Source organism: Corynebacterium sp. CNCTC7651 (assembly GCF_021496665.1).
Lineage (GTDB): Bacteria > Actinomycetota > Actinomycetes > Mycobacteriales > Mycobacteriaceae > Corynebacterium.
This window is the reverse complement of the sequence record NZ_CP071246.1, coordinates 431,686-447,509: the sequence shown is the minus strand read 5'-3', so window position 1 is coordinate 447,509 and position 15,824 is coordinate 431,686. Positions and strand designations below refer to the sequence as shown.

The window sequence follows — 15,824 nt, the reverse complement described above, 5'->3', positions numbered from 1 at the left end:
TCTATTGACGTACTACCCAGTCCCCGGCCACACCCACATGAAAGTGCTTGTGCCCCGGGCCACGTTTCCCAAGGTCGAGCGCGTGCAGGGTGTCAGGGCCGTCCCCACAGACCCCATGGCCCCGCTTGTGCGCCAGGCGCTCGACGCGACGTTTGGCAACCGAGACATTGCATCTCTCACCGGGGCGCTCTTTGACCTCGGCGTGCGCAGCCACATCAGGGCGAAACGCCACCAACCGCTGCCCAAGGGGGAGGTGCGCGTCCTCTCTTGCCACACAAGAGACAACGGAGAGGTGTTCGGCAGCATTGCCGTGGGCAGCAAACGCTACGGCTTCGCCGCGCGGATGCGCGGCGACCGGCTCGTGTCCTTTAAGGTGCTCTGAGGTGCTGTAAAGGTGTGTTAAGGCCCCTTAAGCCTCTACCGGCGCGTCCGCCGGCTGCTCAAACTGCTTGCGCATCATGAACAGCTGGCGCACCGTCTCCTCCTGGACGGCCTCATTCATGGCCTGGAACATGTCGCCGCCCTCCTTCTGGTACTCCACCAGCGGGTCGCGCTGTGCCATCGCGCGCAAGCCAATGCCCTCCTTGAGGTAGTCCATCTCGTAGAGGTGCTCGCGCCACTTCGTGTCGATGATCGGCAGGATCACCATGCGCTCGATGTTGCGCATCTGCTCCTCTCCACCGATCGCGGCCACGTTCTCCTCCAGCTTGTCGTACTGCGCCTGCGCGTCTCCGATCAGGGCCTCGCGCAGCTGATCTGCAGAAATCTCGCCCGGGCGGCCGTACCCGGTACCGTCGATAAGCTCTTGTGCAGAAACGGTCGGCCCGTAGAGGGAGTCGAGCGCGTTCCAGAGCTCGTCCAAATCCCAGTCCTCGACGTAGCCCTCGCGGGTAGCGCCGTCAACGTACGCCCCAACGGTCTCGTCGATCATGCGGCGGACCTGGCCCGCGATGTCCTTCGAGCCCAAGATCTCCTGGCGCTCGCGGTAGACCACCTTGCGCTGCTCGTTCAGCACCTCGTCATACTTCAGGACGTTCTTGCGCATCTCGAAGTTCTGGTTCTCCACGCGAGACTGCGCACTCTTGATGGCGTTGGACACCATCTTCGCCTCAATCGGCACATCGTCCGGCACGTTGAGGCGGTTCATCATGTTCTCCATGGACGTGCCCATGAAGCGCACCATCAGCTCATCGCGCATGGAGAGGTAGAAGCGGGTCTCGCCCGGGTCGCCCTGACGGCCGGAACGGCCGCGCAGCTGGTTGTCAATGCGGCGCGACTCGTGGCGCTCCGTACCGATCACGTACAGGCCGCCGGCCTCTCGCACCTCGTCGCCCAGCTGCTGCGAACGCTCCTTCGCCTTCGGCAGCTGCTCGTCCCACGCCTCCTGGTAGCGCTCCTCATCCTCGAACGGGTCGAGGCCCTGCTCCTGCAGCTTGGCGTCCAGGAGAATTTCCGGGTTGCCGCCCAGCACGATATCGGTACCGCGGCCGGCCATGTTGGTGGACACCGTCACCTTGCCGGGCAGACCGGCCTCCGCGATGATGCGGCCCTCTTCCTCGTGGTGCTTCGCATTCAGCACATTGTGCTTGATCCCCTTGCGGGTCAGCAGCTGGGAGAGATACTCCGAACGCTCCACGGACGTGGTACCCACCAGCACCGGCTGGCCCTTCTCCACGTGCTCCGCAATATCGTCGGCCACGGCGGAGAACTTGGCCTCCTGCGTCTTGTAAATCAGGTCGTCCCGGTCCCGGCGCTGGTTTGGCTTGTTCGGCGGGATGGCCACCACGTCCAGCTTGTAAATCTGGTGCAGCTCGCTCGCCTCAGTCTCAGCGGTACCAGTCATGCCCGCGAGCTTGTTGTACAGGCGGAAGTAGTTCTGCAGCGTCACCGTCGCCAGCGTCTGGTTTTCATTCTTGATCTCGACGTTTTCCTTCGCCTCGATCGCCTGGTGCATGCCTTCGTTGTAGCGGCGGCCAGGCAGGACGCGACCGGTGAAGCTATCCACAATCAGGACCTCGCCCTGGCGGATGATGTAATCCTTGTCGCGCTCGAACAGCTCCTTCGCCTTCAGCGCGTTGTTGAGGTAGCTCACCAGCTGGGAGTGCTCCGGCGCGTACAGGTTGTCAATGCCCAGCTGGTCTTCGACGTACTCAACGCCCTCCTCGGACACGCCGACGGTGCGCTTGCGGCGGTCCACCTCGTAGTGGATGCCCTCGCGCATACGCGGCGCCAGCTGGGAGAACACGGTGTAGAACTGGCTGGAACCATCCGCCGGACCGGAGATGATCAGCGGGGTGCGGGCCTCATCGATCAGGATGGAGTCCACCTCATCCACAATCGCGAAGTTGTGGCCGCGCTGCACCATCTCCTCCGGCGAGCGGGTCATGTTGTCGCGCAGGTAGTCGAAGCCCAGCTCATTGTTCGTGCCGTAGGTGATGTCCGCGGCGTACGCCTTCTTGCGCTCCGGCGGGCGCAGCTCGGAGAGGATCACGCCCACCTCGAGGCCCAGGAAGTGGTGCACGCGGCCCATCATCTCCGCGTCACGCTTTGCCAAGTAATCGTTCACCGTGACAATGTGGACGCCCTTGCCCTCGAGGGCGTTGAGGTACGCGGGCAGCACCGAGGTCAGGGTCTTGCCCTCACCGGTCTTCATCTCCGCGACGGAACCGAAGTGCAGCGCCGCACCACCCATGATCTGGACTTTGTAGTGCTTCTGCCCCAGCACGCGCCACGAAGCCTCACGTGCGGTGGCGAACGCGTCAAGCAAAATGTCGTCCAGCGAGGCACCGTCCGCGAGCTGCGCCCTGAACTGGTCGGTCTTGGCCTTCAGCTCGGCATCGGTCAGCTTCGAGTATTCCTCATCCAGCGCGATGACCTGGTCAGCGATCTTGCCGAGGCGCTTGACGGTGCGCCCTTCACCAGCGCGCAGCAGCTTGGACAGTCCTCCGAACACGTGCGATACGTCCTTCTCCATCGGGTAAGCAATCAACGGGCCATTGTACCCACACGCACTGTAAGACTCGCAGCTAGCCAGCTGGGAACTCCCTGTCCATCAGTGCAACGCAAAACCCGCCGCGGGAAACGAGTTCCGCACGGCGGGCGTTTTGAGCGACGGCAGATTTACTCCGCGTCCTCCGCGTCTGCCTCACCTTCCGGAGCGAGCGCGATCAGCCCGTAGTCGAACGCGTGGCGACGGTACACCACACTCGGGCGCTGCGTCTCCTGGTCAATGAAGAGGTAGAAGTCGTGCCCCACCAGCTCCATCTCGCTCAGCGCGTCATCCACGCTCATCGGGGTGTTGGGGTGGACCTTCCGGCGCACAATCTGGCCCGGCTCGAAATCTTCGAACTGGTCCGCGTACGGATCAACGTCGTACTTGCCCGGTGCCGGCTCCTGCGCCTGCGCGTCCTGCGCGGCCTGGTTCGCCAGCTCCGCGGCCATCACACCGGCGGACTTCGGGGCACGGTGGCCGGAGCGGGAGATCTCGCGGCGCACCTTCACCTTGCGCAGGGAGCGCTCCAGCTTGCCGACGGCAGATTCCAGCGCAGCGTAGAAGCTGTCCTCCTTCGCCTCCGCGCGGGCGAGGTGGCCCTTGCCGGTCGCGGTGATCTGGATGCGCTGCGCCTGCGCCTCGCGGCGCGGGTTCGGCTCGTGCTTGAGTTCAACGTGGAACGACGTCAGCGAAGGATCGAGCTTCTCAATCTTCGCCAACTTGGCGTTCACGCGTTCCTGGAAGTGTTCCGGTACCTCGACGTTTCGGCCAGTGATGGTGACCTGGGCGGACGGGCTCAGGCCTACCTCGGCGCCGTTGTCGTGCTCTGCAGAGGTCATCTGCTTCCTCCTTGGGTAGTAGGAACGGGTTCACCCCAAGTATACAACTGGTTATATCCAATCCGGGCGGGGTACCTGGGAACCTGCTGCCAGTTTCGCCGACGCCTCTAACTCCCCCTCTTACGCCGCACATATCGCCAGGCAGGCGGCTACTTCCGCACCGTGCGCCAGCAGCGTTTCGACGCTCGCCTGCAGCGTCGCACCCGTAGTCACCACATCGTCCACCACGATGCACCTGCCCCGCGGTACCGCGGCGATCCGGACCGCGCCCGCGAGGTTGGCCCGCCGCGCCGCCGCGTCCAGCTCACTCTGGTCCGCGGTACGCTTACCCAGCGAGAGCACGGAAGCCACCGGCCGCCCCGTCGCCTTGCAGCACGCTTCCACCGGGTCCCCGCCGCGCTCGCGTGCCGACGCTTCCCGCGTCGGTGCCGGCACCAGCACCGTGCCCTCCGGGATTTCGCCGCGCACCTCCAAATGCAACAGCGCGGCATCCACCACCGCGCCCACGTGGCGCCGCACCGCAAGGTTGGAACGCTCCTTCATCGCCAGCACCACCGAGCGGTGCGGGTCTGCGTAGGGCCCGAGCGCGAACACGGGCACGTGCGGCGAGGTCGGCGGAAACACGCGCGCCGGCGCCGTAGCCAACAGCAGGCGACACCGCGTGCACAATAGCTCCCCCGCAACGCCGCAGCCCGCACACCGCCGTGGCAGCAACAGTTCCCCCAACCCCGTCACAGCCGACTATTTTGCCACGATCGGCAGCGCGCGCACGCCCTCCAATCCGGGGACTTCGCGCCACAGCGGGTTGTCCGAACCCGTGCTGGGAAGCTGCAGCACCGCGTTCGCGTCAGTGACGTAGAGCATGCCCGGGGAAGCCGCCACCGCCACCACAGGCGCAGAAATGTTGCCCACGGAAAGCGCTGTCGCGCTGGAGCCGTCCTGCTCTACGCGAAGCACGGGCGAAACCGAGCTGGACGTGCCCACTATCAAGGACCCGTCCGGCTGCCAATCCGCCGCAACCACAGAACCGCCCAGCTCGGAGGCGTACTCCAGCACGTTCACAATTGCGCGCTCGCCCGTAGCGCGGCGCTCCACAATGCCGGTATACAGGTGCCCGTCCACCACCATCACCACGCGGGCGCCGGAGCGGGACAGCCGCAGCACTGAGATGTTGCCGGTCACCCCGTCGGGCATCTCGGCGAAGATTTCCTCCGTCGTCACTTCGCCGGTCGCGGCGGAGCGCACGCTGCGCAGGATGCGGGTGCCGTCCGCAACCGTCCACACCGCGGCCGCGCGGGCTTCGAACGACGGCCGGGTGAACGTGGTGGCCGTAATGAAGTCGCGGCCTTCGTCGCCCAGCACCCCGGCGCGTATCACCGCCGGGGCCTCGCCGGTCCCGCCGAGCACAGCCACCCAGTTCCCGGACGCCGTGATCTCCGCGGTTTGCACGCTGCCGGAGTTGCCCAGTTCTCCGTCGAGGGGGGTTGCAACGCCGCCGTCGATAAGCGAAATGCGCCCGTCGGTCAGTGAGTACAGCCGTGCGGTGCCCGCGGCCTGCACCAGCGGGCTAAGCTCGACGAAATCGTCCGTGGTGAGGGTTTCGGCGTTGGGTACCAGCGGCGCGCCGTCCGCCAGGAGGGTGTACGGGCCGGAGATGCCGGCGGATGCCAGGGTCCACACCACCTGCGCGGCGAACTGCGTGCGCTCGTCCTCGCGCACCGCGCCGAAGCCGGAGAATAGGTACGCGCCGTCCTCGTAGCCCGTGTAAGACACCTCGGCGGGCAGGGAGTCCGGCACCGCGGGCAACAGGCGTTTCGCCGGGCCCTCCAAGATCAGCGAAATCAGGGCGCTGGGCAGCGTCTCCCGGCGGGTGAACAGCCAGCGGCGGTCCGTCACCAGCTCCTGGCCGCGCGCGTCGAAGAAGTACAGGTTGAACGGCTGATACTGGTTGCGCAGCTCCGTGCGCTCCAGCACCACGCCGGCTGGCAGCGAAGAAATCCGCCACTGCCCGGCGACTTGCTCCATCTCAATGGTCGCCTCGTACGTGCCGCGCTCCGGGCGGAACGAGCCGCCCTGCCCCAGCACGCCCACCACATTGCCGTGCACCGAAAAACTGCGGCGGTTGAGCGTGCCGCCCGGCAGCGTGTTCACGCCGATGCGGTCCACCACCAGCGTCTCATCCGTCGGGTCCCAAGCGGCGCTGGCCTGCTGCGTCATGAACGCGCGCGCCGCCTCATAATCCGACGACGGGATGGCGGACGCCGCGTAGAAGTCGCGCAGCAGCAGATCGGGTTCCTTGCCGTCCTCCGGCGTGACCACCGGCGCGGCCGATGCCTGGGGCGTGTAGGGGCGCAGCACGTGCGGGTCCGAGGTGGACGGCAAGCTGGCGCAGCCTGCCGCGAGCGCGCCGGTGGTGGCCAGGGCGACCAGCGCGCCGGGGAGTCGCTTAAGGTTCACGGGGCACCTCGCTTGCCGACGATTGTTCCGTGCAATCCACCTCAGCCACAGCCTCATCAGCCCCTTCCGCCAACGCGCGGGCCTCCGCGACATCGTCCGGTTCGCCCGGCGCCTGCAGCTCCACCGGGGCGTGCGTGTACCCCTCCTCCGGGTGGCGCGGGAGGACCAGGCGGAACTGTGAGCCGACGCCCGGCACGCCAGCAGCGTCCAAGGTGCCGCGGTGCAGCTGGGCGTCCTCGCGGGCGATGGCCAGGCCCAAGCCCGTGCCGCCGGAGTGGCGCTTGCGGGACTTGTCCGCGCGCCAGAAGCGGTTGAACACCAACTCTTCCTGGCCGGGTTTCAGGCCCACGCCGCAGTCGGTGACGGTGACGGCCACGGCTTCCTCGTTTTCGAAGAGGGCCACGTGCACCGGGTTGCCCTCCGAGTGGTCGATGGCGTTGGCGATGAGGTTGCGCACAATGCGCTCGATGCGGCGCGGGTCTCCCTCAATCTCGACTTGGGTGTCCGGGATGTCGAACTGCACTTCGACGTTGAGCTCCTCCGCAAGGTGGTGCGTTTGTGCCCAGGCGGACTCGATCGGGCCGCGGGCGTCCATGCGGGTGCTGGCCAGGTCCGCCACGCCCGCGTCATGGCGGGAAATCTCCAGCAGATCGTTGAGCAGGGCCTCGAAGCGGTCCAGCTCGCGCGTCATCAGCTCGGAGGCGCGGCGGGCGGAGGGGTCGAGCGAGTCCTGGTCCGCGGCGATCAAGTCCGCGGCCATGCGCACCGTGGTCAGCGGCGTGCGCAGCTCATGCGACACGTCGGAGGTGAACTGGCGCTGCAAGTCGCCGTACTCCTCGAGCTGGTTGATCTGGCGCGAGAGCTTGTCCGCCATGTTGTTGAAGGAAAGGGCAAGCACCGCTATTTCGTCTTCGCCCTCGACCGGCATGCGTTCACGCAGGTGGCCGGCGGCGAAACGTTCCGCGGTGCGGGAGGCGGAGCGCACCGGGGCGACGATCTGCTGGGACGCCAGCCACGCAATGCCCACCAGTAGCACGATCACGATCAAGACGGCAGACGCCAGGATGCCGCGCATAAGCGCGAGCGTGGAGGCCTCATCGTCCATGTTGGTGACCAGGTAGAGCTGCAGGTTGGGCACGTCCGAATCGGTCGGTGTGCCGATGATCAGCGCGTTGTACGGCGACCCGTCCGGCCGCTCCACCACCGCGAATTGGTACGCCACGTTGCCTTGAGAGACGTACTCCACCAACCTGTCCGGCACCCGGTAGGACTCCGGCGAGGACGTGACCACACCCAGCGAACTTTGCACCAGCAGCACTGGCTCGTACACGTTGGCCACGTCGGAACCTTGCTGGGTGCGCTGGGTCAAGCTCGCGCGGGCGCTGTTCAGGCGCGCCTGGAGCGAAGACGTGGAGCTGGTGGTGTCAATCTGCTCCTCCACCACCACGCGGGCGCGGTCAATTTCCACACTCGCCGCGTCGATCTTGGATTGGGCGATGCGCTGGGACACAACGGTGGCCAGGGTGAACCCGAGGACCAGCATCACCACCGTCGATACGAGCAAGACGGTGCCCACGAAGCGCACCTGGAGGGAGGTGCGCCAAGATTCGGAGGCGCGCTCCCCCGCACGCTTCAGCCGGTTCACCGCCAGGGCTATGCCTCCGTCCGGCCGGTCTTGTAGCCCACGCCGCGCACGGTGAGGATGATCTCCGGGTTCTCCGGGTCATGTTCAATCTTGGAGCGCAGGCGCTGCACGTGGACGTTGACCAGACGGGTGTCGGACGCGTTGCGGTAACCCCACACGTTCTCCAGCAGCTCCTCGCGGGTGTGCACCTGGTTGGGGCGGCGCGCCATCTCCAGCAGCAGGTCGAACTCCAGCGGGGTGAGGCCGATCTCTTGGCCGTCGCGGGTGACCATGTGCTGCGGCACATCGATGGTCAAGTCACCGATGTGCAGGATCTCGGACGGTTCCTCGTCCGTGCGGCGCAGGCGGGCGCGGATTCGGGCCACCAGCTCCTTCGGCTTGAAGGGCTTGGTGATGTAGTCGTCCGCCCCGGATTCCAGGCCCAGAACCACATCCACCGTGTCCGTTTTCGCGGTGAGCATCACGATCGGCACGCCGGATTCCTTGCGGATTTCGCGGCAGATGTCAATGCCGTTCATGCCCGGCAGCATCAGGTCCAGCAGGATCAGGTCCGGGTTGGTGGAACGGAACGTGGGCACGGCCGCGGCGCCGTCGGTGACCGATTCCGTCGCAAAGCCTTCAGCCTCGAGCACGATGGTCAGCATCTCGTTGATTGCTGGATCGTCGTCTACAACCAAAATCTTCGGCGGCATGCGTTGGCTCCTTAGCAAGAATCGTTGATACTCCGCATGATAACGGCCGGATCAGTCGAAACCACCCAGGGACCCGCCCAGGAGCGCTCGGCCAGGCGCAGGTACGCCTCATACGTCGCCAGCTGGAGCCCGGCATCGCGCTCGTAGCGGTCGCGGGCCCGCTGCGGGTCATCCTCGGCGCGCTGCACCGCGCGTGCCGACGCCACCTCGGGCGGCGTATCGACGAACACTTGCAAATCCGGCCGCGGCAGCCCAAGCTTGGAAAACTCGAGCTCTTCTACCCAACGCACCGCGGTTTCGTCGCCGGAGCGCGCCCACGTGTACGCGGCGTTGGAGGCGGCGTAGCGGTCCAGGATCAGCACCTCGTCCGGGTTGTCCGCCGCGCGCAGAAGCGTGTCGCGCGCACCATGGCGGTCCAGCGCGAACATCGCCGCCATGGCGTACGGCGAGTCCGTCATATCGCCCATCGCGCCGTGCAGCGCGGCCTGGGCGAGCTGCGCCGCCGCGGACTCCTCGTAGCGCGGAAACGCCAAGGTGGCAACGCTTTCCGCGTTGAGGTCCTGCAAAATACCGTCGACAAGCGTGCGCTTACCAGCGCCGTCGATGCCCTCGACCGCAATGATCATGGAAATGCCCTGCCTAGTAGCGGTTGCCTAGTAGCGGTAGTGCTCGGGCTTGTACGGGCCGGCGACGTCGACGCCGATGTACTCGGCCTGCTCCTTGCTCAGCTCCGTGAGCGTGCCGCCGAGCGCCTCGACGTGGATGCGGGCCACCTTCTCGTCCAGGATCTTGGGCAGGCGGTACACCTCGTTATCGTAGTTGTCGCCGTTGGTGAAGAGCTCAATCTGCGCGATGGTCTGGTCCGCAAACGAGTTGGACATGACGAAGGACGGGTGGCCGGTCGCGTTACCCAGGTTCAGCAGGCGCCCCTCAGACAGCACAATGATGGCGTTGCCGCTCGGCAGGTCGAACAGGTCCACCTGCGGCTTGATGTTGGTGCGGGTGACATCGTCGCGGTGAATCAGCGAGTGCATGTCAATCTCGTTGTCGAAGTGGCCGATGTTGCCCAGGATCGCGTGGTCCTTCATCTGCAGCATGTGCTCGAAGGTGATAATGCCCAGGTTGCCGGTGGCCGTAATCACGATGTCCGCGTCCGCGATCGCGTCCTCCACCGTGACCACCTGGTAGCCGTCCATGAGCGCCTGCAGCGCGTTGATCGGGTCCACCTCGGTCACGGACACGATCGCGCCCTGGCCGTCCAGCGCTTCCGCAACGCCCTTGCCCACGTCGCCGTAGCCGCACACCAGCGCGCGCTTGCCGCCGATTAGCACGTCGGTCGCGCGGTTGATGCCGTCGATCACGGAGTGGCGGGTGCCGTAGCGGTTGTCAAACTTGGACTTGGTCACTGCGTCATTCACGTTCATCGCCGGGAACGGCAGCAGGCCCTCCTTGGCAAAGTGGTAGAGGCGGTGCACGCCGGTGGTGGTCTCCTCCGTCACGCCCTTGACGTGCTCCGCGGTTGTCGTCCAGCGGTCCTTGTCCTGCTCCAGCACCTCGCGCAGCATGGTGTAGAACGCGATCTGCTCGTCCGAGTCGCCCTCCTGCGGCTGCGGCACGGCACCCGCGCGCTCGAACTCGGAGCCCTTGATCACGGCCATGGTGGCGTCGCCGCCGTCGTCCAGGATCATGTTCGGGTACACGCCCTCACCCCAGTCGAACACCTGGTTCAGGCACCACCAGTACTCATCCAGGGTCTCACCCTTCCAGGCGAACACCGGCACACCCTGGGGATCTTCGGGGCTTCCTTGCTTGCCGACGACAACAGCAGCCGCCGCCGCATCCTCCGTCGAGAAAATGTTGCACGAAGCCCACCGGACCTCCGCACCCAGCGCCGTCAACGTCTCAATGAGCACGGCGGTCTGCGTGGTCATGTGGATGGAGCCCGCGATCCGCGCGCCGGCCAGCGGCTGCTCCTCGCGGTACTCCTCGCGCAGCGCCATGAGCCCCGGCATCTCGTACTCTGCAAGTTCAATCTGCTTGCGGCCGGACTCGTGCAGCGAGATGTCCGCGATCTTGTAGTTAGGCATTTGGTGCGCGCTCCTCGTAGGGGGTCGAATCACTGTGTGGCGCAGGCGCCGGTGGCGCGGGCGCTCGGACTCCCCCACTCTAGCCGGGTTAGGAAAGCGCCTCGATGAACTGGTCCACGTCCGTATCGCCGTTCGCGTCCGCGTTCTCCAGCACAGATACCGCAGCCTCCGCCAGTTTTTCGCTGATGTCGCCCGGGTTGGAGCGGATGAACGGGTAGGTCTCCGCGATCTCGCCCGCGGAGAACGGGGCGCCGGACCAGATGGCCGCGATCGTGGCGGCGGCGAGGCCGTTCAGGCGCTCCTCCTCGCTCGGCGACGCACCATCGGACGCCAGCAGCACCGCATCACGGACCGCTTCAAGGATTTCCTCCGGCTCCAATTCCGCCAGATCATCCAGAAAATCGGCGTTTTCCTCGGCGGAGAAGATCTCGGTCTCCCACGTGCTCATCGTGTCCATCCTTTCAGGGGCATCTCGTTGGGCTTTAGCCCTATATACGTCAGCCATTGCCCCGGTGCGGAGTATTTACCTGAAATTCACCGACGGGGTGGCTGTGTTTCCTCGCACAGGGTACTGAAAACCGCCTCCGGCGTGTTATAAACAGTCAACGGAGGGGCCGTTACCTATTTGTGACTTGTGGAGGCGAGATGGAGCAGAACCAACGCACCGTCGGCGCTTTCATGCTTGCCGGCCTGGCCCTCGCCGTTGTGGTGGGCGTGCTGGTGTGGAACGCATCCACGCCGGACCGCACGGTAACGGCGGGGTATACCTCCAATTCGCCCGCGCCGGTTGTCGCGCAGACGAGTTCGGCGTCGGGTGAAAGTGGACCGTCGTCACGCAAGAGCGAATCCCCCCAGCCGAGGTCCAGCCGCCCGCCGAGGCCAGCCGATGCCGGGCAGGCGCAGCACGCGAACCAGTACGGGGCCGGGGGCAGCGATGTTGCGCTGGCGCCTCAGGCCAACTCCAGCTACCGGATGGAGGCGGACCCGTACGCGCCTCCGCTGGCTGTGACATCCGCGCCGCGCTCCGTTGCGCCCACCGCGGTCTACCGGCCGACGAATGTGCGTCCGCCCTCGCAGGAGCAGCCCAGCCCGACCGGGGCTCCTGAGACTCCTGGTGTTCCTGGGGCAACGAATACGCCGGTCGCGCCGAGTCGCGTGCCCGAGCCGGAGAGCACCGTGCTGGAGCCGCAGACGACCCCGCCGAACAGCACCGAGGCCGTGACTACGGCCACCTCCGAGGCTCCGTCCCCGACCCCGGCGGAGGAGCCGGAGACCAGCGTGCGCACGCCAGCATCGCAGGAGGTGGCCACCGCGACGGCGACCACCGTGGCCACCCCCGAAACTGCCGAGTCCGTCGCGGTCGAGTCCGGGGCCGAGCTCACCCCCACCACCCCGGTTGAGCCCTAGCTTGACGACGGAGCGTTCTCACGCCCGCACGTAAAACAGCTCTGCAAACTGCTCAGCGCCCTCCCCGTCGGCCGCGGTGAAGGTCACGGCTGGGTCGGAGGCGGGGATCCACGCCGCTTGGCCCGGCGTGAGCGCGAACTCGCCGGAGCCGCTGGAGCCGCCGGAGCCGCCGGTTTGGGCGCGGCCAGCGGTGCACAGCACGACGGCGGGGCCGTCTGTATCTGCACGGAGCTCGCTACCTGCGCCAAGGCGGTGGCGGGAGACGGTGAAGGCGTCGATTGGCAAGTTGAACAACGTGGTGCCGTCCGCGACCTCCGCAGGCGCGTGCGGGTCCGACAGTTCGCTGAAGTCCAACACGCGGACCAGCTCCGGCACGTCCACATGCTTGGATGTCAGGCCGCCGCGGAGCACGTTGTCCGAGTTGGCCATCACCTCCACGCCGAGCCCCGAGAGGTAGGCGTGGAGCTGACCTGCGGCGAGGTACAGCGCGTCACCCGGCTGCAGGGTGACGTGGTTGAGTAGCAGCGCCGCAAGCGCGCCGACATCGCCCGGGTAGCGGTCGGCCAGCCGCAGAAACGTGCGTGCTACCTCGGCCATCCACGGCTCTGGGGCGGTCTCAGCCAGCTCTGCCGCGGCCGTGGCCACATCCTCCAGCAGGGCCAATCGCAGTGCCGACGGCAGCGAGATCAGCGTGGTGAAAATGGTCCGCAGGCTCTCGCTCGGCTGGGCGGGGTCTAGTACGCCGGCGTAGCGGCCGAGGCCACCCAGCACGGCGAACAGCTGCTGCGTTTGCGCCACCGGCCGGAAGCCGGCCAGCGCGTGGAATTTCGTCAACGCAACGATGAGCTCCGGCTTCGGGTTCGGATCCTTGTAATTGCGGCGGGAATCATTCAGGGCAATCCCCAGCGCGTTCTCGCGCTCGAAGCCTTCCCGCGCCTGCGCGGCGGACGGGTGCGCCTGGATGGAGAGCGGCTCCCCAGCAGCCAGCAGCTTGACCAGGAATGGGAGCTGCCCGTCAAAGTCGGCGGCGACCCGCGCGCCCAAGGCAGCCTCGGGGTCGTTGGAAATGACGGCGTCGAGCAAAGCGCCGTCGACACGCGAGGGTGCGGCAGGGTGCGCGCCGAACCAAAGCTCCGCCTCAGGCGTCGGTGCGGGAGCTGGCGTACCGCGTAAGGATGCGAGGAGCGTGCGCGACCCCCACGGGTACGTGCGCAGCGCCCCCTCGAGGTACTCCATCGAAGCGACTCCTCTTAGGCGGTAACGGGCGGCCCCGCGTGCTGACACATCATGGGCATCATGCCTGCAGATCGTCGAGGGCAGTGGCGGCGTAAGCGCGCGCGATCAAGCGCAACGCCTGGGCAGTGTCGCCCAGCCCCGCCGCCTCGACATACTCAGCGCGCGAGTTGGGCACGGCCGCCACGGAGTCATCCCCCGGCTGCTGTGCCCACAGAACGGTCTTTAACGGTACCAGTTCCAGCGGCCCGTCGATCAGCGGGTCGTAGAAGATGTCGGCCGCGTCCGGCGCCCCGGCAGGTCGGGCGAACTCCTGCGCAAGCGCGAGCTCTTCCGCGTCGACGAAGCCGGACGCCAGCCCGCGAGCGGACCACAGCTCAGCGATGAGCGGGGCGATCGCGCGGCCGCAGCGGGACAGGCCGGTGTGGATCACCCGCGCATCCGCCGCGAATGCTCGCAGCTGGTGGGCCGGGTTGACCGACTCATCCCGCTCCGGGGAAAGGGCGGTGAGCTCCGCGTCGACCTCTTCGGCGAGGACCTCCAGCTGGCCGGCAATCACGTCGCCGTCACCGGTGAGCGCGTCGAGCACAGCGGCCACTGCGGCCATCGTGCGCGCCGGCGACGCGCCAGCGGCCGTGGGGAGGGCAGGCAGGATGGTGGTTGGTTTCGGGGCATCGTCGATAAGCGGGCCGCGTGCAGGACCAGCAAGGATTGTCTCGGCGCCGCGGGAGGCTGCGGTGGCAAGACCACGCGCGTCCGCCTCGCGGGCGGCAGCGTCGCCGACCATGAGCACCACGTCCAGCGGCCCGACGTAGGTCGGCAGCGCCTCCGTCACCACAAGCGGCAGGTCAAGCGGCGTGCGCAGGCAGGCGACCGCCCGGGCAGCGGCGCGGGCGATCTGATCCGTGCCAACCACTACCACGGAGCGCGGATTCAACCCGCGCAACCGCTCCAAGCGGCCAACCGCCTGCGCCACGGCACGCAGCTGCGCGCCCTCGTGGGCGACATCGAAGAAGCGGACCGTTTCCCGGTCGTAGTGCCCGGCGCCGGTGTAGTACGTCTCGTCCATGCCTCCCGATCCTAGGCGCGGACGCTACGCGCGGATCGCACCCAGAATTTCCTCCACCAGCGCGTCCACCTCTGCCCGGGTCGGGGCCTCTACATTCAGGCGCAGCAGCGGCTCCGTGTTGGACGCGCGGACGTTGAACCACGCCTTGGAATCCTTGAGCTGCACCGTCACGCCGTCCAGGCGATCGACGCCCGCGGTCCGGTCCGCGAACGCGTCCAGCACCCGCTGCGTCGCCGCTGCCTGGTCCGCGACCTCGGAGTTAATCTCGCCGGACGCCTCGTAGCGCTCAAACTGCGCCATCAGCGCGCTCAGCGGCTGGTCCTGCTCCGCCAGGGCCGCAAGCACGTGCAGCGCCGCCACCAGGCCGGAATCCGCGTTGAAAAACTCGCTGAAGTAGTAGTGCGCGGAATGCTCGCCGCCGAACAGCGCCCCACGCTCGGCCATCTCCGCCTTGATGTAGGAGTGCCCGACGCGCGTGCGCACCGCGGTGCCGCCGCATTCCTCCACGATCTCCGGCACGGCGCGCGACGTAATCAGGTTGTGAATAATCGTCGCCCCAGGGTGCTCTGCCAGCGTGCGCGACGCAATCAGCGCCGTAATCGCGGACGGCGACACCGGCTTGCCCTGCTCATCCACCACGAAGCACCGGTCCGCGTCCCCGTCGAACGCGAGCCCGATGTCCGCACCCTGCTCGACGGTGAACTTCTGCAGGTCCACCAGGTTCTTCGGGTCCAGCGGGTTGGCTTCGTGGTTGGGGAATGTGCCGTCCAGCTCGAAGTACAGATCGCGCACGTCCATATCTCCCAGCACCGCCGGCACCGTCAGCCCGGCCATGCCGTTCGCGGCATCCACCGCGACAGTCAGGCTCCGAGTCGCGGGCACCGGCACCTGGGTGCGCAAAAACTCCGCGTACTGCCCGAGCACATTTTGCTTTTCGACGTTCCCTTTTTCCGCCGCGCTGTCCGGAGTGCCGTCGATAAGCATGCGCTTAATCTGGGCGAGCCCGGTGTCGGTGGAGACCGGGGTGGCGCCCGCGCGGCAGAGCTTGATGCCGTTGTACTGCGCCGGGTTGTGGGAGGCAGTGAACATCGCGCCCGCGCAGTTGAGGGTGCCGGCGGCAAAGTAGAGCTCGTCGGTGGAGGTGAGGCCGAGGTCGATGACGTCGAGCCCCTGCGACGCGGCACCGGCGGCGAACGCGGCGGCGAGCTGCGGGGAGGACGGGCGCATGTCGTAGCCCACCGCGATGCGGCGCTCCCCCTCGCCGTACAGGATGTGCGCGAACGCGGCACCGATGCGCTCGGCGACACCTTCATCGATGCTCTCCCCGACAACCCCGCGGATGTCGTACGCCTTGATGAGTTTGTCCAGGGATTCGCTGGTGTGCGTGATAGCCATGCGGGCTA

General features: G+C 66.9%; 14 protein-coding genes. 2 read left to right on the top strand and 12 right to left on the bottom strand.

What is annotated here, in order from left to right:
- The first annotated feature begins 4 nt into the window (after positions 1–4).
- Complete coding sequence (locus JZY91_RS02185; RefSeq protein ID WP_234948359.1) at positions 5–382, top strand: hypothetical protein; 378 nt, start codon at positions 5–7, stop codon at positions 380–382.
- 27 nt (positions 383–409) lie between these two features.
- Here the strand turns inward: JZY91_RS02185 and secA are convergent, their stop codons facing one another.
- The 9 genes from secA to JZY91_RS02140 all read right to left on the bottom strand — a co-directional run bounded on the left by secA (position 410) and on the right by JZY91_RS02140 (position 11,160).
- On the bottom strand, positions 410–2,974 hold the full coding sequence (secA, locus tag JZY91_RS02180; RefSeq protein ID WP_234949018.1) for a preprotein translocase subunit SecA: 2,565 nt from the start codon (positions 2,972–2,974) through the stop codon (positions 410–412).
- 146 nt (positions 2,975–3,120) lie between these two features.
- A complete protein-coding gene (gene hpf, locus JZY91_RS02175) occupies positions 3,121–3,831 on the bottom strand; it encodes a ribosome hibernation-promoting factor, HPF/YfiA family (RefSeq protein ID WP_234948358.1) in 711 nt (236 codons plus the stop codon).
- Positions 3,832–3,951: 120 nt separating this feature from the next.
- Positions 3,952–4,455: a ComF family protein gene (locus tag JZY91_RS02170; protein WP_234948357.1), complete on the bottom strand. Its 504-nt coding sequence runs from the start codon at positions 4,453–4,455 to the stop codon at positions 3,952–3,954.
- A 117-nt stretch (positions 4,456–4,572) separates the two neighbouring features.
- Positions 4,573–6,288, bottom strand: coding sequence for an MtrAB system accessory lipoprotein LpqB (lpqB, locus tag JZY91_RS02165; protein ID WP_234948356.1), 1,716 nt, complete (start codon positions 6,286–6,288; stop codon positions 4,573–4,575).
- Entirely contained in the window at positions 6,278–7,933 is a 1,656-nt protein-coding gene (gene mtrB / locus JZY91_RS02160; protein ID WP_370639237.1) for an MtrAB system histidine kinase MtrB, read from the bottom strand. The genes lpqB and mtrB overlap by 11 nt, the downstream gene beginning before the upstream one ends.
- A gap of 8 nt (positions 7,934–7,941) precedes the next feature.
- Positions 7,942–8,625, bottom strand: coding sequence for an MtrAB system response regulator MtrA (mtrA, locus tag JZY91_RS02155; RefSeq protein WP_234948355.1), 684 nt, complete (start codon positions 8,623–8,625; stop codon positions 7,942–7,944).
- An 11-nt stretch (positions 8,626–8,636) separates the two neighbouring features.
- Positions 8,637–9,251 (bottom strand): dTMP kinase, encoded by a 615-nt coding sequence (locus tag JZY91_RS02150; RefSeq protein ID WP_234948354.1) that lies wholly within the window; start codon positions 9,249–9,251, stop codon positions 8,637–8,639.
- A gap of 27 nt (positions 9,252–9,278) precedes the next feature.
- Positions 9,279–10,712 (bottom strand): adenosylhomocysteinase, encoded by a 1,434-nt coding sequence (ahcY, locus tag JZY91_RS02145; protein WP_234948353.1) that lies wholly within the window; start codon positions 10,710–10,712, stop codon positions 9,279–9,281.
- A gap of 88 nt (positions 10,713–10,800) precedes the next feature.
- Positions 10,801–11,160, bottom strand: a complete 360-nt coding sequence (locus tag JZY91_RS02140; RefSeq protein ID WP_234948352.1) for a DUF4259 domain-containing protein — start codon at positions 11,158–11,160, stop codon at positions 10,801–10,803.
- Between the two features lie 197 nt (positions 11,161–11,357).
- On the opposite strand from JZY91_RS02140, the gene JZY91_RS02135 reads away from it, so the two are divergent.
- Positions 11,358–12,119 (top strand): hypothetical protein, encoded by a 762-nt coding sequence (locus JZY91_RS02135; protein ID WP_234948351.1) that lies wholly within the window; start codon positions 11,358–11,360, stop codon positions 12,117–12,119.
- An 18-nt stretch (positions 12,120–12,137) separates the two neighbouring features.
- Here the strand turns inward: JZY91_RS02135 and manA are convergent, their stop codons facing one another.
- Genes manA through JZY91_RS02120 form a run of 3 tightly spaced genes read right to left on the bottom strand, consistent with a single transcriptional unit; the run spans position 12,138 to position 15,816 of the window.
- The gene (gene manA / locus JZY91_RS02130) at positions 12,138–13,355 is read right to left on the bottom strand and encodes a mannose-6-phosphate isomerase, class I (RefSeq protein ID WP_234948350.1); all 1,218 of its coding nucleotides are present in this window, start codon (positions 13,353–13,355) and stop codon (positions 12,138–12,140) included.
- 58 nt (positions 13,356–13,413) lie between these two features.
- Positions 13,414–14,421, bottom strand: a complete 1,008-nt coding sequence (locus JZY91_RS02125; protein ID WP_234948349.1) for a hypothetical protein — start codon at positions 14,419–14,421, stop codon at positions 13,414–13,416.
- 24 nt (positions 14,422–14,445) lie between these two features.
- Positions 14,446–15,816: a phosphomannomutase/phosphoglucomutase gene (locus JZY91_RS02120; protein ID WP_234948348.1), complete on the bottom strand. Its 1,371-nt coding sequence runs from the start codon at positions 15,814–15,816 to the stop codon at positions 14,446–14,448.
- Between the last annotated feature and the right edge of the window lie 8 nt (positions 15,817–15,824).